The sequence below is a fragment of the Leminorella richardii genome (genome assembly GCF_900478135.1).
Lineage (GTDB): Bacteria > Pseudomonadota > Gammaproteobacteria > Enterobacterales > Enterobacteriaceae > Leminorella > Leminorella richardii.
In genome coordinates, this window is record NZ_LS483470.1 from 1,707,183 (window position 1) to 1,729,732 (window position 22,550).

Annotated in this window: 23 protein-coding genes and 1 pseudogene; 13 read left to right on the plus strand and 11 right to left on the minus strand. The window is 51.9% G+C overall.

Features of this window, described 5'->3' with window-relative positions; genetic code table 11:
* Positions 1-63 precede the first annotated feature (63 nt).
* Genes DQM29_RS07945 through DQM29_RS07955 form a run of 3 tightly spaced genes read right to left on the minus strand, consistent with a single transcriptional unit; the run spans position 64 to position 2,749 of the window.
* Positions 64-1,407: an MFS transporter gene (locus tag DQM29_RS07945; RefSeq protein WP_111740184.1), complete on the minus strand. Its 1,344-nt coding sequence runs from the start codon at positions 1,405-1,407 to the stop codon at positions 64-66.
* Between the two features lie 10 nt (positions 1,408-1,417).
* A complete protein-coding gene (locus DQM29_RS07950) occupies positions 1,418-2,056 on the minus strand; it encodes a 4-carboxy-4-hydroxy-2-oxoadipate aldolase/oxaloacetate decarboxylase (RefSeq protein ID WP_111740185.1) in 639 nt (212 codons plus the stop codon).
* 21 nt (positions 2,057-2,077) lie between these two features.
* Positions 2,078-2,749 (minus strand): RraA family protein, encoded by a 672-nt coding sequence (locus tag DQM29_RS07955; RefSeq protein WP_111740186.1) that lies wholly within the window; start codon positions 2,747-2,749, stop codon positions 2,078-2,080.
* Positions 2,750-2,836: 87 nt separating this feature from the next.
* Here DQM29_RS07955 and DQM29_RS07960 point away from each other — a divergent pair, with 87 nt between their 5' ends.
* Complete coding sequence (locus tag DQM29_RS07960) at positions 2,837-3,730, plus strand: LysR family transcriptional regulator (protein ID WP_111740187.1); 894 nt, start codon at positions 2,837-2,839, stop codon at positions 3,728-3,730.
* A 183-nt stretch (positions 3,731-3,913) separates the two neighbouring features.
* Here DQM29_RS07960 and DQM29_RS07965 read toward each other — a convergent pair whose 3' ends face one another.
* From DQM29_RS07965 to potA, 5 genes are all read right to left on the minus strand, one after another.
* Entirely contained in the window at positions 3,914-5,155 is a 1,242-nt protein-coding gene (locus DQM29_RS07965; protein ID WP_111740188.1) for a Zn-dependent hydrolase, read from the minus strand.
* A 301-nt stretch (positions 5,156-5,456) separates the two neighbouring features.
* A complete protein-coding gene (locus DQM29_RS07970) occupies positions 5,457-6,503 on the minus strand; it encodes an extracellular solute-binding protein (RefSeq protein ID WP_111740189.1) in 1,047 nt (348 codons plus the stop codon).
* 64 nt (positions 6,504-6,567) lie between these two features.
* Positions 6,568-7,344: a spermidine/putrescine ABC transporter permease PotC gene (gene potC / locus DQM29_RS07975; RefSeq protein ID WP_111740190.1), complete on the minus strand. Its 777-nt coding sequence runs from the start codon at positions 7,342-7,344 to the stop codon at positions 6,568-6,570.
* Positions 7,341-8,216, minus strand: coding sequence for a spermidine/putrescine ABC transporter permease PotB (gene potB / locus DQM29_RS07980; RefSeq protein ID WP_111742038.1), 876 nt, complete (start codon positions 8,214-8,216; stop codon positions 7,341-7,343). The genes potC and potB overlap by 4 nt, the downstream gene beginning before the upstream one ends.
* Positions 8,200-9,318: a spermidine/putrescine ABC transporter ATP-binding protein PotA gene (gene potA / locus DQM29_RS07985; protein WP_111740191.1), complete on the minus strand. Its 1,119-nt coding sequence runs from the start codon at positions 9,316-9,318 to the stop codon at positions 8,200-8,202. The genes potB and potA overlap by 17 nt, the downstream gene beginning before the upstream one ends.
* Before the next feature lie 539 nt (positions 9,319-9,857).
* Here potA and pepT point away from each other — a divergent pair.
* Positions 9,858-11,090: a peptidase T gene (gene pepT / locus DQM29_RS07990; RefSeq protein WP_111740192.1), complete on the plus strand. Its 1,233-nt coding sequence runs from the start codon at positions 9,858-9,860 to the stop codon at positions 11,088-11,090.
* 84 nt (positions 11,091-11,174) lie between these two features.
* Here the strand turns inward: pepT and DQM29_RS07995 are convergent, their stop codons facing one another.
* Positions 11,175-12,299, minus strand: a complete 1,125-nt coding sequence (locus tag DQM29_RS07995; RefSeq protein WP_111740193.1) for a ribosomal protein uL16 3-hydroxylase — start codon at positions 12,297-12,299, stop codon at positions 11,175-11,177.
* Positions 12,300-12,553: 254 nt separating this feature from the next.
* On the opposite strand from DQM29_RS07995, the gene rnm reads away from it, so the two are divergent.
* Together rnm and DQM29_RS08005 are read left to right on the plus strand one after the other, a co-directional pair.
* Entirely contained in the window at positions 12,554-13,435 is an 882-nt protein-coding gene (rnm, locus tag DQM29_RS08000) for an RNase RNM (protein ID WP_111740194.1), read from the plus strand.
* 63 nt (positions 13,436-13,498) lie between these two features.
* Entirely contained in the window at positions 13,499-14,119 is a 621-nt protein-coding gene (locus DQM29_RS08005; protein WP_111740195.1) for an L-threonylcarbamoyladenylate synthase, read from the plus strand.
* Between the two features lie 61 nt (positions 14,120-14,180).
* On the opposite strand, the gene DQM29_RS08010 is transcribed toward DQM29_RS08005, so the two are convergent.
* A complete protein-coding gene (locus DQM29_RS08010) occupies positions 14,181-14,588 on the minus strand; it encodes a DUF2000 family protein (RefSeq protein ID WP_111740196.1) in 408 nt (135 codons plus the stop codon).
* A gap of 55 nt (positions 14,589-14,643) precedes the next feature.
* A pseudogene (locus DQM29_RS08015) lies at positions 14,644-15,499 on the minus strand (helix-turn-helix domain-containing protein).
* Positions 15,500-15,752: 253 nt separating this feature from the next.
* Between DQM29_RS08015 and rluB the strand changes: the two are divergent.
* The 9 genes from rluB to dagF all read left to right on the plus strand — a co-directional run bounded on the left by rluB (position 15,753) and on the right by dagF (position 22,515).
* On the plus strand, positions 15,753-16,622 hold the full coding sequence (rluB, locus tag DQM29_RS08020) for a 23S rRNA pseudouridine(2605) synthase RluB (RefSeq protein WP_111740197.1): 870 nt from the start codon (positions 15,753-15,755) through the stop codon (positions 16,620-16,622).
* A 296-nt stretch (positions 16,623-16,918) separates the two neighbouring features.
* Positions 16,919-17,251: a transcriptional antiterminator gene (locus DQM29_RS08025; protein WP_111740198.1), complete on the plus strand. Its 333-nt coding sequence runs from the start codon at positions 16,919-16,921 to the stop codon at positions 17,249-17,251.
* A gap of 24 nt (positions 17,252-17,275) precedes the next feature.
* Positions 17,276-17,641, plus strand: coding sequence for an SFCGS family glycine-rich protein (locus DQM29_RS08030; protein ID WP_111740199.1), 366 nt, complete (start codon positions 17,276-17,278; stop codon positions 17,639-17,641).
* The gene (locus DQM29_RS08035; protein ID WP_111740200.1) at positions 17,641-17,937 is read left to right on the plus strand and encodes a DUF4312 family protein; all 297 of its coding nucleotides are present in this window, start codon (positions 17,641-17,643) and stop codon (positions 17,935-17,937) included. Before DQM29_RS08030 ends, DQM29_RS08035 begins: the two co-directional genes overlap by 1 nt.
* A gap of 32 nt (positions 17,938-17,969) precedes the next feature.
* Entirely contained in the window at positions 17,970-18,767 is a 798-nt protein-coding gene (locus tag DQM29_RS08040) for a DUF4311 domain-containing protein (protein ID WP_111740201.1), read from the plus strand.
* 88 nt (positions 18,768-18,855) lie between these two features.
* Positions 18,856-19,506, plus strand: a complete 651-nt coding sequence (locus tag DQM29_RS08045) for a DUF4310 family protein (RefSeq protein WP_111740202.1) — start codon at positions 18,856-18,858, stop codon at positions 19,504-19,506.
* Positions 19,507-19,535: 29 nt separating this feature from the next.
* Positions 19,536-20,675 carry an amidohydrolase/deacetylase family metallohydrolase gene (locus DQM29_RS08050; protein WP_111740203.1) on the plus strand — a complete coding sequence of 380 codons (1,140 nt, stop codon included), beginning with the start codon at positions 19,536-19,538 and terminating at the stop codon, positions 20,673-20,675.
* Entirely contained in the window at positions 20,659-21,771 is a 1,113-nt protein-coding gene (locus DQM29_RS08055) for a DgaE family pyridoxal phosphate-dependent ammonia lyase (RefSeq protein WP_111740204.1), read from the plus strand. The genes DQM29_RS08050 and DQM29_RS08055 overlap by 17 nt, the downstream gene beginning before the upstream one ends.
* A gap of 3 nt (positions 21,772-21,774) precedes the next feature.
* On the plus strand, positions 21,775-22,515 hold the full coding sequence (gene dagF / locus DQM29_RS08060; protein ID WP_111740205.1) for a 2-dehydro-3-deoxy-phosphogluconate aldolase: 741 nt from the start codon (positions 21,775-21,777) through the stop codon (positions 22,513-22,515).
* The last annotated feature ends 35 nt before the right edge of the window (positions 22,516-22,550 follow it).

Below are 22,550 nucleotides of genomic sequence, written 5' to 3' on the forward strand. Positions count from 1 at the left end.
GAGAATGAAAACAGCGCTTCACTAAGCTACCTGTGAGGCGCTGCTTTTTTACGTTTAGGCTGCTTAAGCGTTAGCTTTCATCTTCATTGGTTCATGAATCGTTAACAGAATAATGAACGTCAAAATTGAGATGCTGGCCATAAAGACAAACACGTTGTTCCAACCGTAGTGATCAAGAATAAGGCCGCCGATAAAAGGCGTTGCCGCGCCGCCCAGCTGGCCGCCCATGTTGATTAACGCATTGGCAACCGGGAACTTCTCCTTAGCGATAAACGACATCGGATACACCATGTAGGCCGAGAAGCCGATGCTTAGCAGCAGGCCGGTCATAAACAGCAGCAGGGCGCAAACGACAGGGTTAGCCGGCGTATAGACCAGCAGCAACATCATCAGCGAGGTGGAAAGCGCCGAGATCATCATGCCTGGCTTTCTTCTTTTGCCCAGAAACTTGTCCGACAGCACGCCGCCAATCAAGTTACCCAGTACGGCGCCGACCCAGGGTGCCGCAGCAACAAAGCCCATGCCCATAACGGAGAGGTTCTTCTCGGTTAGCAAATAGGTGGGTATCCAGGCTAAAAGCAGACTGGAAATGCCCAGCTGGAAGCAGTAGCCCAGACTGCATCCCCATACGTTCCACGACAGGCAGATGCTCTTGGTGGTATCCAGCAGCCGAATTTCTTTTACTCGAATAAGCGAATCCAACACGGCAATTTTCTTATATTCGTCTTTTGTTGAGACGACGCTTTCGGTTCCGCTGGCCTTTTCGTCAATCAGGTCAACTTCTGCCTGATTAGTAAACTTTGAGCTTTCGGGGCGATCGGTAACGAAGGTGTACCAGAGTAAAGGGAGCAAAATGCCGGGAATAGCAAAGAAAATAAACACCTCTTTCCATCCCCAGGCGGCGATGATAGCTGCGCCGACAATAGGGGTAATCACTGGGCCTAGCTTTATTGAGGAAAGAAAAATGCCGGAGGCGATGCCTTTTTCTCTGGAGGGGAACCAGTTATTGATGGTGGACGTCACGCCAATAGGTAAAGGCCCCTCAGCAACGCCCAGCAGCACGCGGCATATCTTCAACTGCAAAATAGAGCTGACCATACCGGTCATGCCGGTCACCAGTGACGTTAGAATCATTGAGGAGGTAAAGACCTTACGTACCCCGAATCGCGAAATCAGCCAGGCAGAGGGCAGCTGGATCAGCGCGTAGGCGATAAGGAACAGGCTGACCAGTGCGCCCGCTTCGGCGTTGGTCATCGCGAATTCCTTGCGGATAAACGGCAGAGCTACGCCGAGATTCGCGCGATCGGCCGCCGCAACCGTATAGATCAGGAAGAAGAGGGTTGCCACCCACCAGCGATGGTGTGTGGGCTTTGTCGACGTCATCGCGCCGTTAACGATAGAGCTCATCGCGATAGTCCTATTGTAAGTTTAAGAGGCGGAAGGTTTCGCTAAGGTTCATCAGTTCGGCAGTTGTTGCGCCCTGAGTGATTTTGTCCTTAAAGGCGTCTTCTTTGCGCTCGCGAGCAAGAGACAGTTCGAGCGCGCGTTCAGCGCTGTCGGCAGGGACGATAGCCACGCCGTCTCTGTCGCCGATAACGATATCGCCGGGCGCCACAGTGACGTCGCCGATAGTGACGGGGACATTAATCCGCCCCGGCTGTGCTTTGCCGGTTCCCTTAATGGAAAGACCGCGTGAGAAGACAGGAAACCCTAAGCGAGCGATGGCCTCTGCGTCTCTAACGGCACCGTTAACCAAAATACCGGCTAGGCCGATATTTAGTGCCTGGGTGGTTAATACATCACCCCAAACGCCGGCTTCAAGAAAGCCTTTGCAGTCGAGAACCAGCACGTCGCCAGGCTGTGCGTGCAGTAGGGCATAGTGGATCATCAGGTTGTCGCCAGGGCGCATATCAACGGTAAACGCCGGGCCCGCCAGTTTCATCTCAGCGCAGACGGGCTTGATGCCGGCATCGAGCGCACCGTAGGCTCCCTGCGCTTCATAAACGGTGGCTGAACCCAGCGCGACAAGGCGCTGAGCGAGTTCTTTATTATTCATAGTGTCGTTGCCTGAGAGTGTTTATTTATTGGGATTGCGCTGCAGCAGGTGGTAGTTGTGTTTTTTACGAGCCTGTGAAATTGACATGCCGTTTAAGACGTCGCTTAAAATATCGTTTTCGACGGCCTGCATAATCAGCGCTCTGTCGATAACGGCTTGAATATGGTTTTTGGCCACAGCGACGGCGCCGTCAATATCGGCGACGATCAGATCGCCCTGTTTAATCAAGACGCCGCTGATGGTGACGGGCTCACACACGGCGGCGACCTGCACGCGGTCTTTCCCGGTTCGCATATAGCGGTCGCGGGCATAGAGTGGGTAACCGGCAGCGTTAGCCTCTTGGGTGTCGCGGCACACGCCGTTAATCACCGTGCCGGCGATATTTCTCTTGGCAGCGAGCTGGCTGAGAATGCCTCCCCAGACGGTGCAGTCTGGGCGGGCGGCGTTATCAATCACCACGACGTCTCCGGCCTTAACGTCATCGATAAAGTCACCGACGGTGCCCATATTGTCCCTGTCGACGGCAATATATCTGACCGTCCAGGCGGTGCCGACGAAGGCGTTTTTACCGGCAATATGCTTTATTCCCAACAGTGAGCCGGGGAGTGAAAAGTAGTCTAACGCGTCGGATATTTCCGGCGTCGTTAACCGCTTTGCTTTTTCTATATAATCGTTTATATCTAAACCAGACATCATATTCTCCTGTGTGTTTTTTGGAGGATGATTAGATATAACCCTATATTGCACAAGCAGTTAAAATTGAGCCTAGGATAAGAAAAAATGAACTTAAAACAGCTTGTCTATTTCTGTAAGGTGGTTGAATCCGGCAGTATTAGTCAGGCGGCAAAGCTGCTTTTTGTTGCGCCAACAGCGATTAGCATGCAGATTTCAGCACTGGAAGAGCTGCTAGGGGGAGAGCTGTTAAATAGAAGTACGCGTCCGATGACGTTAACGAAACTGGGGGAGTTTTTTTACTCCCGATCACAAGAATTAATTTATGATTTTAATAAGCTCGAGTCAGATACTGAGCTATTTATTAATAATAAATCTGCGGCGCTGAATATAGGCTTCACGCGATCGGTTATGTTCAATATTTTGCCCGAGGCGATTAAAAAGTTTAAAGAGCGTTACGGGCACGTACAAATAAACCTGACGGAGGTTCTATCGGAATATCAGTCAGAGATGCTGCTGAGCGGCGCTATCGATATCGGCATTACGCGGGAGCTGGAAAACGACAGCTTTATCTCTGATTCGCTTGAGCACCGGCTGATCCTCGTTGACCCGATGGTGGCAGCTATTCCCAGAGATCACTATCTGTCCAGAAAGCAGTTTTTGACGCTGCGGGATTTCGTGAATTCTCCGTTTATTATTTATCCTAAAGACGATCGAAGCGGCTTTGCGGGCAAGCTGTTTGATCTCTTTATTCAACGCCAGTGCCAGCCGATAGTCTCCTATCGGGCTATTGAAATTCATACCGCACTGGCGCTGGTTGGTGCCGGACTAGGCGTGACGCTGGTGGGTAAATCGACCATCCCAAATAACAGGCAGGACGTGCTCTTCTTACCGATTCAGGACTTTAATATTTCTAGCTATATTTATTCAGTGTGTCGCCCGGACAATAATAACCCCATGCTTGCGGACTTTATTGATGTGCTGGAAGGCGTATCGGGATAACTGATATTAGAATAGGCCAGTCAAAAATCACCAGCGTAAGGTATCAATAAATATCCTGATGAAATAGGCGACGCTTTTGTGATGCCATCTATTATTTATTCATGCATGCATGACAAATAACGAAAAAGCCGGGCATAAAGCCCGGCTTTGTACTGTGTTTATATTACGGTGGCGTGAGCGCGATTACGCGTCAGCCAGTTCGCCCATGGCCTGCTGCAGAATTTCTGCTGCCAGCAGAACGTCGTCAAACTCGCTGTATTCATCCGGGTGGTGGCTAACGCCGTCCTTGGATGGAATAAACAGCATGCCTGCCGGGAAGTCCTGCGCCATGTACATAGTGTCGTGGCCTGCGCCGCTCATCATGGTGACAGAAGGTACGCCTTTCTCCTGGCAGATGCGCTCCAGACGGTGAACGATGTCGTCAGTCATCAGTACCGGCATGTCGTTGGCCAGCTCGGAGACGTTAATAACAACGTCCTGTACTGACTTAGCGTGTTCAACGGACGCCAGGAACTTGGCGACAACACGGTTAACGCTGGCCTTGTCTACGCCGCGAATATCAACGTAGAAAGTGACGTCGCCCGGGATAACGTTGATAGCGTTTGGCGTAACGTCAAGACGGCCAACGGTACCTACGGTGCCGTAAGCGGACTCATAGCAGGCAGCGGTGTTGATATCGGTAATGATTCCCGCGCTGGCTACCAGAGCGTCGTGGCGCTGGCTCATCGGCGTAGCGCCAGAGTGGTCTGCGTGGCCGTGAACCTCTACGCGATAGCGGCAGGGTGCAGCAATGCCGTTAACGACGCCAATGCGCTTCTGCTGGTGCTCCAATACTTTGCCCTGCTCAATGTGGGTTTCGATAAAGGCGGCAAAGTAGTCTTTCGGCAGGCGGCACTCTTTCAGCTGTTGGCTTTGATAGCCGCAGTTGTCCAGTACCTGAAAGATGTTGTTACCCTGACTGTCGGTATTCTTGGCCCACTTGTCAAAGTCAGCCTGGCCGGCCATGACCTTACTGGCCATACAGGCAAAGCCAAAGCGGCTGGACTCTTCCGCGCGGAAAATAACCAGCTCTAAAGAGCGCTTGAGCTGCTGAGGCTTGAACTGAGAAATGGCGTACAGACCGGCCATAACGCCAATCACGCCGTCGTAGGCGCCGCCCTGAGGCACGGAGTCAATGTGGGAACCGGTACCGATCGCAGGCAGTTCAGGGTTTTTACCCGGCAGTCGGGCGAAAATGTTGCCCATGGCGTCCTGACGAACTTCAAGCCCCATTGCCCGGCACTTCTCTATCATAAGCTGGTGAGCCTGTTCGTCCTCTTTTGAGTAGGCTAGGCGGGTAATGCCCGGCGAGCCGTCGTTGAGGGTAAAGGCGGTGATTTGTTCAAAAAGATCGAGCGCCGATTGTTTCGTGAGAGCTTGGGTCATTCCTGTCGTCCTCTTGTTGTTACCGGTTTATCGAAATAGGCGGTAAACGCCGTGAGTTAAGGCGTAATTATCCATTTTGGCTATCTGAGTGTTAGATGACATATCGCTTAATGAATTCTAAATCCACACGTTCAGAATGCACTATACGATAGCCAACACGCCTTGGATAATCATAACAGGGTAGAGATAGTGACTTTAGTCTAATTTAATCTGAGGTTGACATAGGTCATAGAGAAAGGGGCGGTCGGAGGAAAAAGCATCAGCCGGCGAACGCTCACCGGCTGATGCTGGGCAGGGGGGATTAACCTCCCGCCTTGAGGTTTTGGAACAGCGTCTCGTAGAGCAGGCCCGCTTCGCCAACCGAGTCCATCCACTGCCCGTTCTTCAGCACTTCAGGATCGGGATAGAGGGACTTATCTTCGGTCAGAGACTTAGGCAGCAGCTTACGCGCCTCTACGTTCGGCGTCGGGTAACCGATTTCATTGGCGATTCTGGCGGCCACTTCCGGGCGAAGCAGGTAGTCAATCAGCTTGTGTGCGCCTTCAACGTTCTTGGCGTTGGCAGGAATAGCCATGCTGTCCATCCAGAACACGGCACCTTCTTTTGGCCAGATGTACTGAAGGTGAACGCCTTCCTGTCTTGCCATGTACGATGAGCCGTTCCACAGCATGCCGATGTCGATATCGCCTTCAATGTAGGGGTTGGCGGGAGCGTCGGAGTTAAAGACGACGACGTTGTCCATTAGCTTGCGCAGCTCTTCGTAAGCGGCTCTGATCTGTTTAGGATCTTGGCTGTTCATCGGGTAGCCCAGCTTAAGCATGGCGATAGGGAACACTTCTCGCGCATCGTCGAGGATCAGAATGCGGTCTTTAAAGCGAGGCTCCCAAAGGTCAGCCCAGCTGGTGACAGTTTTCGGATCGATAACGTCGGTATTGACCGCAATACCGGTGGCTCCCCACGTGTAAGGAACAGACCACTCGTTAGTGGGGTCAAACGGCTTGGACTGCAGGGCAGGGTCGATATTTTTGAAGTTTTTAAGCTTGCTGGTATCGATTTTTTGCAGCATGCCCTCGTCGCGCATTTTGGCGATAAAGTAGGCGGAAGGCACTACCAAGTCGTAAGCCCCGTCTTTGTAGGTCTTCAGCTTGGTGTACATGGTATCGATTGACTCAAACGAGGAGTTGATCACTTTGATACCGGTTTCTTTGGTAAAGTCGTCCATCAGGCCGGGCGGAACGTATTCCGACCAGTTATAGAAGTAAACGACGTTTTCTTCAGCGTGGACAGGAAGCGCGCTAAAAGAGAGTAACAGCGTTCCTGCCGCCAGCAGGCGAGACCACTTTTTCATGTAGGCCGTATCTCCAACATCGGATAAAAAACGTCGCCGACGAGCCTGTCGTCGGCGAACAACCCTATTTTCCGCTGCGTTCGCGAAGAATAAGCTGACTGGCCATGACCATCACCAGCGAGAAGACCAGCATAATGGTCGCTAGCGCGTTGACTTCCGGCGACATACCCACTTTTACCATTGAGTAGATTTTCAGCGGTAAAATCTCGTAGGAGGGGCCCGTCACGAATGAGGAAACCACCACGTCATCCATCGACAGCGTGAAGCTTAATAGCCAACCGGCGATCACAGCAGGCATGGCCAGTGGCAGAACGATTTTACGCATAATGGTAAATTCGCCAGCGCCCAGATCGCGCGCCGCTTCCAGCATTCTGACGTCAAAGCCTTTCAGCCGTGAATACACAGTAATGACAACAAAGGGCAGACAGAAGGTGATATGCGCCAGCATCAGCGTCCAGAAGCCTAGAGAAAGCCCCAGCAGCATATAAAGCGCCAGCAGTGAGATCGCCATGACGATATCTGGCGACATCATAACCACGAACAGCATACCGCCGACAAAGGGCTTACCGCGAAACTGGTAGCGATACAAAGCCACCGCTGTCAGAGAGCCGATAAGCGTAGCGAACGTTGCCGACAGTGAGGCAATGACGATAGAGTGCCCGGCGGCCTGCAGCAGGCTGTCGTTATTAAGCAGGATCCCGTACCACTGAGTCGTAAACCCGCGCCAGGTCACACCGTACTTGGCGACGTTAAACGAGTTAACGATCAGGATAACGATAGGGATATATAAAAAGGCGTAAACGGCGGTCATAAAGCCGCCTTTAAAAAGGCGTCCAATCATTCCAGCTCATCCTTTTTGTTAAGCAGCTTGCCTACACGATAGTAAACAAACAGCATCAGCCCCATTAGCACCGTCAGCACAATGCTGGTGGCGGCACCGAACGGCCAGTCGCGAAGCCGCAGGAACTGGTTCTTAATCACGTTACCCACCAGCAGGTTCTTGGCGCCGCCCAGTAGGTCAGCGATATAGAACATGCCCATGGCCGGCAGCAGCACCAGCAGGCAGCCTGCAATGATACCCGGCGTAGTGAGCGGAATGATCACCCTCGTGAAGGTTTGCACTTTACCCGCGCCCAGATCTCGCGCTGCTTCAATGTAGGCTTTGTCCAGCTTCTCGATGCTGGAATAAAGCGGCAACACCATAAACGGCAGCAGAATGTAAACCAGACCGATAACGACCGCCTCTTGCGAGTACATAATGCGCAGCGGCTGGTCGATAAGACCAATGTTAAGCAGGATCTGGTTCAGCACGCCTTTGGTGCTGATAAAAATTTTCAGCCCGTAGGTGCGGATCAGTGAGTTCGTCCAGAAGGGCACGATCAGCAGAAACAGCATAATAGGCTGTATCCGCTTGGGCATGTTGGCGATGATGTAGGCGAATGGGTAGCCGATTAACAAGCAGAAGAACGTGGCGATTAACGCCATGTTTAGCGAGTGCATCAGCACCTGAGCGTACATCGGGTCAAATAGCCGGGTGTAGTTATCCAGCGTAAAGACCATGGCCAACAGGTTGGCGTCGTCACGGGTCAGAAAGCTCGTGCCGATAATCATCAGGTTAGGCAGGAAAACGAACAGCACTAACCAAGAGACGATAAGCGTAATCGTGAGCTTCTGAAACAGCTTGCGCTGTGAAGGCTTATTGAGCGCTGTCATCATCTGGCAGTACCACCTCCCAACGTTCGGTCCAGGTTATGGCGACCCTGTGGTTGATCGAGTGGTCGACGTCTGGATCGTCTTCGTTAAAGAATTCACTGATCATCACCATCTTGCCGTTTTCCAGCTCGACGATAGAGTCCAGCGTCATGCCTTTATAGTTGTGTTCGCGAATGTGACCGATAATACCGTCAACGCTTTCGCCGTCTTTCACTGCAACAACGGATAGATCTTCAGGGCGGAGCAGCACTTTAACTTTATCGCCAGGGCTGACTTCCAGATCGGTCAGAATGCCGCACTCACGGCCTTCGACGTTGGCCAGAACGCGCTTTTCATCGATGCGGTGCAGGACCACGGCGTCAAACACGTTAATTTCGCCAATAAAGCGGGCGACAAACATGTTCTTCGGCTCTTCATAAATTTCGCGCGGCGTGCCGTCTTGCTCAATGCGCCCATTGCGCATCACCACAATACGGTCAGACATCGTTAGCGCCTCTTCCTGATCGTGAGTCACGAACACGAAGGTGATGCCCAGAGTGCGCTGTAGCGCCTGAAGCTCGTTTTGCATTTGCTTACGCAGCTTGTAGTCCAGCGCGGAAAGGGATTCGTCTAACAGCAGCACTTTCGGCTTGTTGACTACTGCGCGAGCGATGGCGACGCGCTGCTGTTGACCACCGGAAAGCTGATGGGGCTTACGCTGGGCAAAAGCGTCCAACTGAACCATTTTCAGCGCTTCCATCACGCGGGGCGTAATGTCAGCAGACGGCGTTTTTTGCATACGCAGGCCAAAGGCAACGTTGTCAAAAATGGTCATGTGGGGAAACAGCGCATAGCTTTGGAACACGGTATTGACGTGGCGCTGCTCGGCGGGCTGATGGGTAATGTCCTGCCCGGTAAGCATGATTTGTCCGTCGTCAACGGTTTCCAGCCCGGCTATTAAGCGAAGCACTGTCGTTTTCCCGCAGCCAGAAGGGCCGAGGATCGTCAGGAACTCGCCGTCGTTAATCGTTAGGTTGAACTGATTGATAATATCCCGTCCGTCAAAGCCTTTACGCAGGTTTTTCAGTTCGACGACCGGTGAAAGAGAGGAGTTTTCAGTCATTTTTTTCTGTCACTCTATCCCATATGGTTAATATTCCCTAAATACTCCAAGTTGCGGGAAGTCGGCAAGTGAATAAGCCCCCGATGAACTTACATTAAGTAAGTGTTCGGGTGAACGAGCACAGCCAACGCACCTATAGCTTGAAATATGGCGGGTATAAGCAGATAGAACCACCGCTGCAAAAGACTGCATGAAAGAACACAAGACCGTACTCCCTAATTATAGACGGTCTAAACCCAAAGTGGGCCTCCCTGTGTAATTCAAAACTAGCGGCACCCTTCGAAATTTTCGAAGCGCGGATAATAGACCGACTGGGCAATAAATGAAAGCCCGTTAGGGCTAAAAAAGCGTTTTTGTAGCCCTGCTGTTTTTATCTGAACGGCCGCTGCTTTTTTAAATGAACGTGTACTCGGCGGGGTGGGCTTTATTGCACTCAACGGAAAGTAATGATGGGGGAAAACAGGTTGAAAACTGACTTGACGCAATATATTAGTGCCGGGGATACGCATAATGATTAAAGCCTATTTGTGGAGAAAAAAATGGAACGGTTACTGGATCGCTTTTTTCACTATGTTTCGTTTGACACCCAGTCAAGACCAAACGCCCGTCAAACGCCCAGTACGGAAGGGCAAAGCGCCCTAGCGGAGTCTCTACGACTTGAGCTTATCAATATGGGGCTAAACAACGTTGAATTGAATCCATACGGCTGCCTAACGGCGACACTGCCGTCTAACGTTGACTGGCCCGTTCCCGCTATTGGATTTTTAGCCCATATGGATACCTCACCGGACGTTTCTGGCAAGGGGGTCAGGCCGCAGATTGTCGATAACTATCGAGGTGGAGATATCGCCTTGGGCATAGGCGATGAGGTACTGTCTCCGGTTATGTTCCCTGTGTTACATCAGCTGTACGGTCAAACGCTGATCACCACTGATGGAAAAACGCTGCTTGGCGCTGACGATAAAGCGGGGATCGCTGAAATCCTTACGGCCGTAGCGCGCCTGAAAGGGGAAAATCGCCCACACGGTGACGTGCACATTGCCTTTACGCCAGATGAAGAGGTCGGTAAGGGCATGAAACATTTCGATGCTCAGGCGTTCGGCGCGCAGTGGGCCTACACCGTTGACGGCGGCGGCGTTGGTGAACTTGAGTGTGAAAACTTTAATGCGGCTCAGGTGACAGTCAAGATTGTTGGTAACAGCGTGCATATTGGCAGCGCCAAAGGCGTGATGGTCAGCGCGCTGACGCTCGCTATGCGCTATCAGCAGCAGCTTCCTGCGGGAGAGACGCCAGAAAATACCGAAGGCTATGAGGGTTTTTACCACCTTAACGCAGTGCGCGGCAGTGTCGACTATGCGGAGATGAGTTATTACATCCGCGACTTTGAGCGCGAAGGATTTGAAAAGCGTAAACGCACGATGATTGAGGCAGCCAAAACGGTGGGGGAAGGTCTGCACCGTGACTGTCATATCGAAGTGGTGATTAAAGATATGTACTACAACATGCGCGATGAAGTTGCCAAGCACCCGCACGTTGTTGAGATAGCCCGACAGGCGATGCTGGATAACGGCGTTGAGCCGCAGGAGCGGCCTATCCGCGGCGGAACGGACGGCGCCGTACTTTCATATATGGGATTACCGTGCCCAAATATCTTTACCGGCGGCTATAACTTCCACAGCAAGCACGAGTTTATTACTGTTGAAGGCATGGAAAAGGCGACGTCTGTGATTATGAGCATTGCCGAAATTACGGCGCAGCGCGCACGCCAATAGGTAAACGTAACTTATAGAAATGGATAAAAGAAAACCCGGCGGTGACATTGTCACCGCCGGGTTTTCTTTTACTTAGCAATACTATCAATAGTCGTTGAAGTACCAGTATCCGCTGTTAACGAGTCGAGCCAGCTCTGCGACGAAGGCTGGGTCTTCCAGCGCGTCGCCCAGCTCTTTTTGCCCAATGAGCGGGGAGCGGCAAAGGGAATCCGCCGCGTCAAGATGGTCAGTATCGATGAGTTCGCCGTTCGCATAGCAGGCGTCACCGACGCGTAAAACGCGCAGGCCGCTTAGGCGAATGAGTTGCTCTCCCTGAACCAGTGAGTCATAGATCTCATCGGAACGATACGGCGGCTCGGCGGGTGCGATGTCCAGTTCATGCCTTGAGGTGGTGACAAACCGACCAAACCAGGCGTTGAAATCGTCAGGCTGGTTGATAAGACCGATCATCATATTGCGGATCCGCTCTAGCTCATTTTCCTGAACTTCAGCAGGATTGTCGCGCAGCTGCAGATCGGGATCGGCGTAGTGTTCACCGCCGAGGTCGTGCTCCAGCACATAGTCAGCAAAGCTGCTGATGAGATCTCGCCCGTTAGGGCCGCGATAGCCGACAGAGTAGTTCATTGCCGTTTCGTGGGTAAATCCGTCGTGAGGGAATCCCGGCGGAATATAAAGGATATCGCCAGTTTCCAGATCTTCGTCAATGATGGGGTCAAAGGGTTCAACGTGAAGCAGCGCAGGGTGTGGGCAGTACTGTTTCAACGGCAGCTTGTCCCCGACCCGCCAGCGGCGACGGCCCATTCCCTGAATAATGAAAACGTCATACTGATCGATATGCGGGCCTACACCGCCGCCCGGCACGGAAAAGGAGATCATCAGGTCGTCAAAGCGCCAGTCGGGAAGCTTGCGGAAAGGGCGAACCAGCGCAGCAGAGGGCATATGCCAGTGGTTAACGGCCTGAACCAGCAGCGACCAGTCTTTTTCTCCCAGATGGTCGTAGCTTTCAAAGGGCCCGTTGCTGGCCTGCCAGTGACCGTTAGGGCGATTCACCAGACGGCTGTCTACTTCATTTTCCATGGCCAGCCCGGCCAGCTCATCGGGAGAGATGGGGTCGATAAAGTTTTTTATCGCATTCTTTAGAATAACCGGGCGCTTTTGCCAGTAGTGCTCGAGAAAGTCATTCCAGTCTAAGTCCAGTTGATAATCCATACTGTCAGTCGCCTCGTCGGAGAAATTGGCGTGATTATATCTGACGTAAAAAGAAAATACCGGGGCGCATTCTCACTTTTTATTGACGGACATAAAAGAAGTGGGAGAGCGCAGCGCTAAAAACGCCATAAGAATTAACTGTTAGTGCAAAGCGGCATTAGGCGCTATGATAAAAGACATCCCGCAATTCGGGTGTTTATGGCGTTCTTCGTGGTACAGCCTCAGCCTATTATCTATTGATTAACCGATTGTTCATGTCATCTGAATTAACTGAATTGAAGAGTGGCGACGGGTCGACATTCTTGCTTTACGATCTTCACAGCCACACGACCATGTCTGACGGCAGGCTTACGCCAGAAGAGCTGGTTTTAAGAGCCAGCAGCATGAGAGTGGGCGTATTGGCGATCACTGACCACGATACGACGGACGCGCTGGCGGCAGCCAGGTTAGCCATCGAGGCGCACCAGCTTCCACTACATCTGGTTAACGGCGTGGAGATTTCTACCGCTTGGGAAAGCTTTGATATTCACATTGTTGGATTAAACGTCGATCCCGGTGCGCAAGCTATGGTGAAATTGCTGGCTTCGCAGGGGCAAAAGCGCTCTGAACGGGCGGAAGAGATAGGGCGACGGTTAGAGAAAAATCGAATTCCCGACGCGCTGGCGGGCGCTAAACGCTGTGCCGGTGAGGCGGGCATCACCCGAGCTCATTTTGCCCGTTACTTAATTGAGGCGGGTATTGCATCGGACATGGTGCAGGTGTTTAAAAACTACATGGTGAAGGGAAAGCCCGGCTATGTACCACCGCCGTGGTGTCTGATTGAAGAGGCCGTTTCGGCAATCCACGTGGCAGGCGGGCAGGCGGTGCTGGCTCATCCTGGCCGGTATGGGCTTTCCGCCAAGTGGTTGAAGCGACTCATTGCAGAATTTAAGAGCGTTGGCGGTGACGCCATAGAGGTGGCTCAGTGTCAGCAGCCTCAAAATGAGCGCACACAGCTGGCCGCCTACGCGCGTGAATATGGCCTGTTAGCCTCGCAGGGCTCGGACTTCCACTATCCCTGTGCCTGGCTTGAACTGGGTCGTCGCCTTTGGCTACCGGCGGGCGTTACTCCGGTTTGGCACGATTGGCCTCGTTAATTTATCGTAGCCCGCGTCCAGACGGTTTGCAGTCGGAGCGTAGCGGGTGTTAGAGGAGTTTATATGTCACAGTTTTTTTATATTCATCAGGACAACCCGCAGGCGAGGCTGATTAGCCAGGCCGTGGATGTTTTGCGTAAAGGCAGCGTGATTGTCTATCCTACGGATTCTGGCTACGCGCTGGGCTGCATGCTTGAAGACAAACATTCGATGGAGCGCATTTGTCGCATTCGTCAGCTTGACAGCAATCACAACTTTACCCTGATGTGTCGCGACCTGTCGGAGCTGTCTACCTACGCGCACGTGGACAACGCCGCCTTTCGCCTGATAAAGAACAACACGCCGGGTAACTATACCTTTATTCTCAAGGCAACCAAGGAAGTGCCGCGCCGCCTGATGAGTGAAAAACGTAAAACCATTGGCCTTCGCGTGCCGTCTAACCCGATTGCGTTGGCTTTGCTGGCAGAGTTGAATGAGCCGATGATGTCAACGACGCTGATGCTGCCGGGCAACGACTTTGCAGAGTCCGACCCAGAAGAGATCCGCGATACGCTGTCAAAGCACGTTGACTTGATTATTAACGGCGGCTATCTGGGGCAGCAGCCGACAACGGTAATTGATCTGACAGAAGAAACGCCGGTTGTGGTGCGCGAAGGGGCGGGCGATCCCACGCCTTTCCTGTAAGCCGCGAGAAAAGTTGAAACGCGGCCGTGACGCCGCGTGAGGTTGTCGTTATTCGATAGCATTACTGATGTAGATGTAGGCCCTTGATCGCTTTGTCGACTGCCTTTTTGGGGCCCTGGAGGGCCAAACCCACCAGATTTAAACGATGGGCGTCTTCTGCCAAAAAAACCTCTCGGTTAGCGCTATCGTGACCCGTTGAAAACATGGCCTGCACGTAAGGAATAAGAATCAGGTCTCGCTCAAGACCTTTCTGATGAGTTCGTTGAAGTCCGTCCAGATCTGAAGCAAAAATCAGCATCGGCTGACCGGACATACTGCCGTAATGTCGGCCAAGTGCATCAACGTAAGGCTCGCCTATAATATCGGGAACCATCGTCGCAACGCCCGTCGCTAGAAAGGCTACTACATTTAAACGCTGCCATACGGCAAGGTCGTCTCGAACGACAAAGGCAATTTTAGTATCGAACATCGGTACTTATCTCCATCTGATTTCAGGATGGAACATCATCGACAAAGTCAGCCCTCTAATATAGAACGTTTGTGCAACTGCGCTGATAGGCTGCGGGTGAAAGCCCATAGGCGCGCTTAAACCACCTTCCCATATGGCTTTGATCGGAAAAACCTACCTTTGAGGCGACCAGCGCTGGCTTTTCGCCCCGAGACAGAAGTGTTCGCGCCGTTCGTAGGCGAAGCCTCACTAGATAAGCGTGGGGGAGAAAGCCCAAATGTTTTCATAAATAGTCTACTGAGGCGAAAGCGGTCAATGCCGCAGTAGCTGGAAATGTCATCTAGGCCAATATCACAGGCGATACGATCGTGGAGATAGTCTCGAAGCTGGTACATCTGCCGTTGGGCGTAATTTAAAGAGGAAACTGGCCTAGCACTGATATGACGAGACAGCAGGGCGACCAAACGATCCAGACTTTCATCCCGCGCCAGTCGACCTTCTTTATGATGCAAAGAAAAAAAGGCCTGCTGTATGGTCTCACTTAACCGTAAGTCATTGATGAGGGTATGAGTGAAAGCGGCTTCAATTGCAGAAATATTTCCTAGTCCCTGACGCAGCATTCTTTCAGAAAGCCACGATTGGGGGATGTAGAGCATGTCATAGGTGAAGCCGTCCGCGTCCGGTGCATGCCCATCGTGCACCGCGCCAGGCTCGATAAGAATCGCCTGACCGGGGCTGCTAGTGTGAAGCGAGCGGCGGCAGTGAAAGCGCTGTAGCCCTTGGCGCGTTACGCCAACGAGAACTTCATCGTGGTCGTGAGGATCGTAAGCGTGGCCGGAAAAGTGTGCGCTGACGCTTTCTATGCCAGTTTCGCCGTCGCGTTGGAGTTCCAGCCAGTCAGTAGAGGTCGTAGAGGTGTTCATTTTGTCCATAGTACAGCACGCGTATTTTGCTGTTATACCGCATTTCAAGAGAACACAGAAAAGAGATTGACGTAAAAAAGCGTGTTAATGAGAGTCACCATAGAATGATTTTTCCGATATTTGATTAAAAAACCATCGGACAAACAGGATTACAGAAGGGTTAAAACGCGGTATAATGCACGCCCTGTTATTTTTAATTAGCTGAAAATAACCAGATTTTATTCCCCACGACGCCTGTGAAGGCGACAGCAGAGGTTGCTCAATGAGCGAAAAGCTACAAAAGGTATTGGCCAACTCTGGTCATGGTTCCCGTAGAGAACTTGAGACGATGATTCAGGCCGGGCGCATTAGCGTCGACGGTAAAATCGCAACACTGGGCGATCGCGTTACCGTTATACCAGGAATGAAGGTACGCATTGACGGCCACATTGTTGCCATTCGCGAAACCGAAGAGACAATTTGCCGTGTTCTGGCCTACTACAAGCCGGAAGGGGAACTCTGTACACGTAAAGATCCTGAAGGTCGCCCAACCGTATTTGAACGCCTGCCTAAAATGCGCGGCGCACGCTGGATTGCCGTAGGGCGCCTAGATGTCAATACTTCAGGCCTGCTGTTGTTTACAACAGACGGCGAGCTGGCGAACCGACTGATGCACCCGAGCCAAGAGGTTGAGCGCGAGTACGCCGTCAGGGTGTTCGGTAAAGTTGATGATGAAAAGCTCAACAGCCTGAAAAAGGGCGTTCAGCTTGAAGACGGCGTAGCGTCATTCCGCTCGATTAGCTATCAGGGCGGTGAAGGCATGAACCAGTGGTACAACGTGACTCTGACTGAGGGGCGCAACCGCGAAGTTCGCCGACTGTGGGAAGCCGTTGAGGTTCAGGTGAGCCGTCTGATCCGCGTACGCTACGGCGATCTCGGCTTGCCAAAAGGCTTACCTCGCGGCGGCTGGATTGAGTTAGATCTGGATAAGGTTAACTATCTGCGCGAGCTGGTCGGTCTCCGGGCGGAAACGGAAACCAAACTGGCACCGGAACGCGATCGTCGTCGCACAAAAGCCAATCAAATCCGTCGGGCTGTGAAGAAACACAGCCAGCGGCCATCGTCTCGAAGAGGAAGCACCTCTCGGCGATAGAATCAAAACGGCGCTCACAGTAGCGCCTTTTTTTATATTATTAATCATCTCGTTATATTCTCTTCCTGACCACTCAACGCTTTCCTATTTCTATTTTTCTTCCAGTAATTTCCACTTCAACTTTGTGATCTATGTCCGCGTTTCCAGTTTATTTCCACTTTGAAGCGGAAAAACTCAATCTCCTAACGTGACGTTAACAAGTGTAGTGTGGCCCACATAGGAAAAGGCAGAGCAGCGTTTGGCGTGCCCTCTGCTGTTTACGACTATATTTACCTTTGAATCTAGAGACACACAGCATGAGTAATATTCGTTTCGACATGAGTAAAGACAACCTAGAGCCGGAAGAAGTAACAAAAACGCTTTTGGCCACTATCGACGACTGGCTGAAAGAGGAAGGTGCCTATACCACCGACGTACAGGGGCAGATGTTGGCTTCTCACGTTAAGGCCATGGTGATGCGAGCGAAAACCGGTGAACCGCTACCGGAAGTGGATCGCTCTCTGTTTGAAGAAATCTCTGATGAGTCAATGCGGTTAGCAGAGCGTGCAGTGGACATGCTGCCAGGGCTGCCGATTGAAGAGGCTTATTTGCTGTCCGTCCATTTTGAAATTGCGCGTTCAAACGCATAACCCAACCCTACGGGAGAGAGAAGTATGAAACAAGTTGTTGTCGTTATTGGCGATCGTTTAGGCAAAGGCCAGAAAGTTGCAGCGGGCGTAGAGGCTGCGGGTGGTAAGGCTATCGTTATTCCCGGCGTTGCCGCGGACATGAAACTGGGTGACGTGATGAACGCAGAAAAAGGGGACATCGGTATCTCTTTCTGCGGCAGCGGCGGCGCAGGCGCCATCACAGCACAGAACAAGTACGGCTACAAAGTGCGCCACGGTATGCGTTCTATTGAAGAAGGCGAAACAGCGCTGGCAGACGGCTGCACAGTGCTGGGTTTTGGCTTTATGGATAAGGAAGAGCTGGGCGAGCGCCTGGTGAAAGCCTTCATCAAAAAATACGGCGAGGCCTAATGAAAGAGCGTCTTGAAACATCGGTTCGCGTCAGCGGTCGTGGAGACACAAAACAAAAGGCAATCGCCGACGCGCTTAGCGCCGTACAGCGTACGGTACTGAAAGAGAGCAGCAACATTATCCTGAGGATTGAGCCGGTAGACGTCGAGGTCGTACAGGCAACGGTAAAAGTGACAAACGAAAAATTTCTGTTTTTCTTTTTACCGCGCAAGCGCGAGCTCTACTCCGTTGTTTTAGACGTGGCTTTAGACGTAACCCTACTCAATGTGCAAGAGATTCACTTCGACGCGGCTTAGCAAGCGTTTGAAGTGTATTAGAGGAAAAACCAATGGATGCATCTACCACTTATTCTGTGTTTGAGATCCTGATTAAATCATTGATTATCGGTGGTCTCTGCGGTTTTGGACTAGGGGCAGGCGCAGCGCGCATGTTCCATGCGCCAACCGTACAGGGAATGGGGGCTTTCCGTACACTGGGAGAGCTTAACTCCTGTGAAGGCGATCCCGCTTCTCACTTCTCTTTTGGTCTGGGCTTCTTCTTTAACGCCTGGGCTTCATCAGTTGCTGCGGGTGCGTTCACCCAAGACGTTGACCACCGCATTATCCCTAACTGGGGTGCGGCAGCGCTGATGATCAAAAATCGCAACGTGGCGGAAACGCTGCACAATCCGAAAAAAATGGCTATTGCCTGCGGCATCATCGGTGCCCTTGTGGTGGCATTCCTGAACACCACGGCTTCTGCGGTGCCTGCATCGCTGCAAACAACGGCAACTAACGTGCTGGTGCCTGCGGCTAACCTGCTGGTTAACACCGTGATGCCCGTGATCTTCTGGCTGGCTGCAATGGACGCCGGTCGTCGCTCTGGCTTTTGGGCGACGCTGTTTGGCGGCTGTGCGCAGCTGATTATGGGTAACGCGATCCCTGGGCTGGTACTGGGCATTCTTATCGGTAAAGGCGTTGACGACAACGGTTGGAACAAAGTCACGCGTACCATGATGGTTGCTGTGATCCTGCTGTTCGTGCTGAGCGGTTTCTTCCGCGGCTTCGACGTTAAGCTGCTGCAGTCGTTCATGCTGGGCGTGCCCGATTGGCTACAGAACGTTCATAACGTACTGAGCGGCAAGTAATTCTATTAATGCTCTCAATAATTCGAGTTGTATGCAGCCAAGACTCATTCAGCTTGAAGTATGACGGGCAGAGACGCGGGATTGAATAATGAATACTGAATTAAAAAACGACTTTTGGTACGCAGAGTGGACGTTTCCTCTCTTCGTCGGACTGCTGTCGGCGGGGGTATTCGCCGGTACGCACATGTATGTAGTTTACGGCTTTGGTGCCTTTAACGAAGTGGCGTTTGTCGCCATGCTGCGCTCCGGTATTGATACCGGTGTTTACGGCGCGGTGGCGGCGTTTGGTGCAAGTTTCCTGTTTGCCCGAATCATTGAAGGCTCTCTGGTAGGGATCCTCGATATCGGCGGTGCTATTCAGACGGGGCTTGGTCTAGGCGTTCCTGCACTGCTGCTGGCGGGTGGGTTTGACTATCTTGTCACTAACTTCTATGCGGCGCTGGTTGTCGGCATGGTGTTGGGTATCGCGGTAGGTGCCGTGATTATCTTGGCGCGTAAGTTCACCGTTGGTCAGGGTAACTCGACGTTCGGTGCAGACGTCATGATGGGGGCAGGTAACACCTCCGGTCGCTTCCTTGGTCCGTTGATTATCTTAGCCGCCATGGCCGCGTCGATTCCTATCGGCATCGGTTCACTGATTGGCTCGCTGATTTTCTACGTGTGGAAAAAGCCAGTCGCCGGTGGCGCAATCCTTGGAGCAATGGTCTTCGGCTATTTCTTCCCATTGGTTGCGGCGTAAGTAAATTGACAGAGAGGTGAGCAGATATCATGAATGATTTAATTATCAGACAGGCAAGGCGTACAGAGGGCGATGTAGTTGACATCGTCATCCATGAGGGAAAAATCAGCGCTGTCGGACCCGACGTTGCCAAAGGGCAAACGGCCAAAAAGCAGATTGACCTGAACGGAAAGTACTTTATCAGCGCCGGCTGGATAGACGCTCACACTCACTGCTGTCCGTCTTCGCCCATTTATTTTGACGAACCGGATCTGGCCGGCGCCGCCTGTGGGGTGACAACCGTCATCGATGCAGGCAGCGTCGGTGCAGATGACGTAGACAGCTTCTTTTTACAGGCCAAAGCCGCTAAAACGAACGTCTACTCTTTTCTGAATATCGCCCGTATCGGCATCATTGCGCAAAATGAGCTGTCCGATATGAGCAAAATTGACAACGATGCTCTCCAAAAGGCGGTTAAACGCCATCCTGATTTTGTTGTCGGCATCAAGGCGCGCATGAGCAAAAGCGTCGTGGGTGAGAACGGTATTAAGCCGCTGCTTGCCGCTAAAGAGATGCAAAAAGAGAACGGGCTGCCGCTGATGGTGCACATTGGCAACAACCCGCCAAATTTGGACGAGATCGCCGATCTGCTGACGAAAGGCGACATTATTACCCACTGCTTTAACGGTAAGCCAAACCGGATCCTGAATGAGCAGGGGCAGCTTAAAGAATCCATCAAACGCGCACTGGCACGCGGTGTGATCCTCGACGTCGGCCACGGAGGAGAAAGTTTTAGCTTTTCTGTCGCCGAACAGGCTATGAAGATTGGCACCTATCCAGACCTTATTAGCTCTGACATCTACCATAAAAACCGCATTAACGGCCCGGTCTTTAGTCTGGCGGCGGTAATGACCAAGTTCCTGTGTATGGGATTCTCCCCTAAACAGATCGTCGACTGCGTGACAGTGAAAGCGGCAGATCTGCTGCGACTGAAGGGTAAAGGGCGTTTGACCGTCGGCGACGATGCTGACATTACCGTGTTTGATATTAAAGAAGAGCGCGTAGAGCTCTCCGACGCGGAAGGCCAGGTCAGAACCGGTACATATCGATTTATTCCTCTGGCGGCGATTGTCGCTGGGGAAAGTATTGCAACTAAAGAAGGTGAGTCCGACTATGCCATCAATTTATGAGAAGTATCAGCTGCGTGAAGTGATCAACGCCTCTGGGCGTATGACTATTCTTGGCGTGTCAACGCCAAAGCCAGAAGTGGCGAATGAAGTTCACTTTGGCCTGAACCAGTATTTTGAAATGAAAGATCTGGTCAACAAGACCGGTGCCTATATTGCAGGCCTGCTGGGTGTAGAAGATGCGGTTGTGGTGTCTTGCGCTTCGGCGGGAATTGCCCAGTCAGTGGCGGCAGTTATCGTGAAGGACGATGCTGACCTGCTGTTTAATCTCCACAGTTCAGACAAACAAGTGCCAAGGGAAATCGTGATCCCAAAAGGGCACAACGTTAACTTTGGCGCACCGGTAGACACCATGGTGTCTCTGGGGGGCGGTAAAGTTATCGAGGCGGGCTTTGCCAACGAGTGCAGTGCCGATCAGCTGGAAGCGAAAATTACCTCTCAAACCGCAGCCATTCTGTATATCAAGTCTCACCATACAGTACAAAAAAGCATGCTGTCAGTGGCCGATGCTGCTGCAGTTGCCAAGCGCTACTGTCTGCCGCTTATTGTTGACGCTGCAGCGGAAGAAGACTTGAAAGCCTATTACGCAATGGGCGCAGATCTGGTGATTTACAGCGGAGCGAAGGCGATAGAAGGCCCAACAAGCGGCCTAGTTATTGGTAAAAAACAGTACGTTGAATGGGTTAAGTTACAGGGTAACGGTATCGGCCGCGCCATGAAAGTGGGAAAAGAGGGCATTCTTGGCCTGACGCTGGCGATTGAACTCTACCTGACCTCTGCCAAAGAAACGGGTCAGGAGATGGTGGAAAAAATGACACCGTTTATTGACGAGCTCAACGGCATCAAGGGCATTTCTGCCAAAGTCGTGTGGGACGGCGCAGGCCGTGACATCGCGCGTACTGAAATTTCGTTTGATGAGAAAGTGATTGGTAAAACGACCGTCGCTTTGATGAAAGCCCTTAAGCAGGGTTCTACCGCTATCTATTTTCGTGAATACAAAGCGAATGAAGGCAAAGTTGAAGCTGACGTGCGCAGCGTGTCGCCTGCCCAGTTGGCTGTGATTGCCAGCGCCATTCGCCAACAGGTTACTGGAGCATAATTAATGAAACTCACCCCAAACTACTATCGCGATCGCGTTTGTCTTAACGTTCTGGCTGGCTCTAGGGAAAACGCCCGTGATGTGTATGCAGCCGCTGAAGGCCACGTAGTGGTCGGCGTACTGTCAAAAAACTACCCTGACCTCGCCAGCGCTATTGCGGACATGACTAAGTACGCTAACGACATCGATAACGCCATTTCGGTGGGACTGGGCGCAGGCGATCCAAAACAGTCTGAGATGGTGTCGCAAATTTCTCGCGTCATTCAGCCACAGCACGTCAACCAAGTGTTTACCGGCGCGCCTATCAGCCGTGCGCTGTTGGGGCAAAACGAGACAGTGGTTAACGCCCTTGTTTCACCAACCGGTACTGTTGGTCAGGTGAAGATTTCTACTGGTCCTATTAGCTCAACGTTCCCAGATGCGATTATTCCGGTAGACACGGCGATTGCGATGCTGAAAGACATGGGTGCTAGCTCAATCAAGTTCTTCAACATGCGCGGTCTGGCCCATAAAGATGAATATATTCGTGTCGCTAAAGCCTGTGCTGAGCACCATTTTTATCTGGAGCCAACCGGCGGTATCGATCTGGATAACTTTGAAGAAATCCTGAAGATCGCACTAGACGCGGGCGTGGAAAAAGTCATACCACACGTCTATAGTTCTATTATTGACTCGGCGACGGGCAATACTCGACCAGAAGACGTAAAAACGCTGTTGGCTATTGTTAAAAGGCTTACCGCCTAACACAACGCTTTTACTGACATATGAAGCCTTTCATT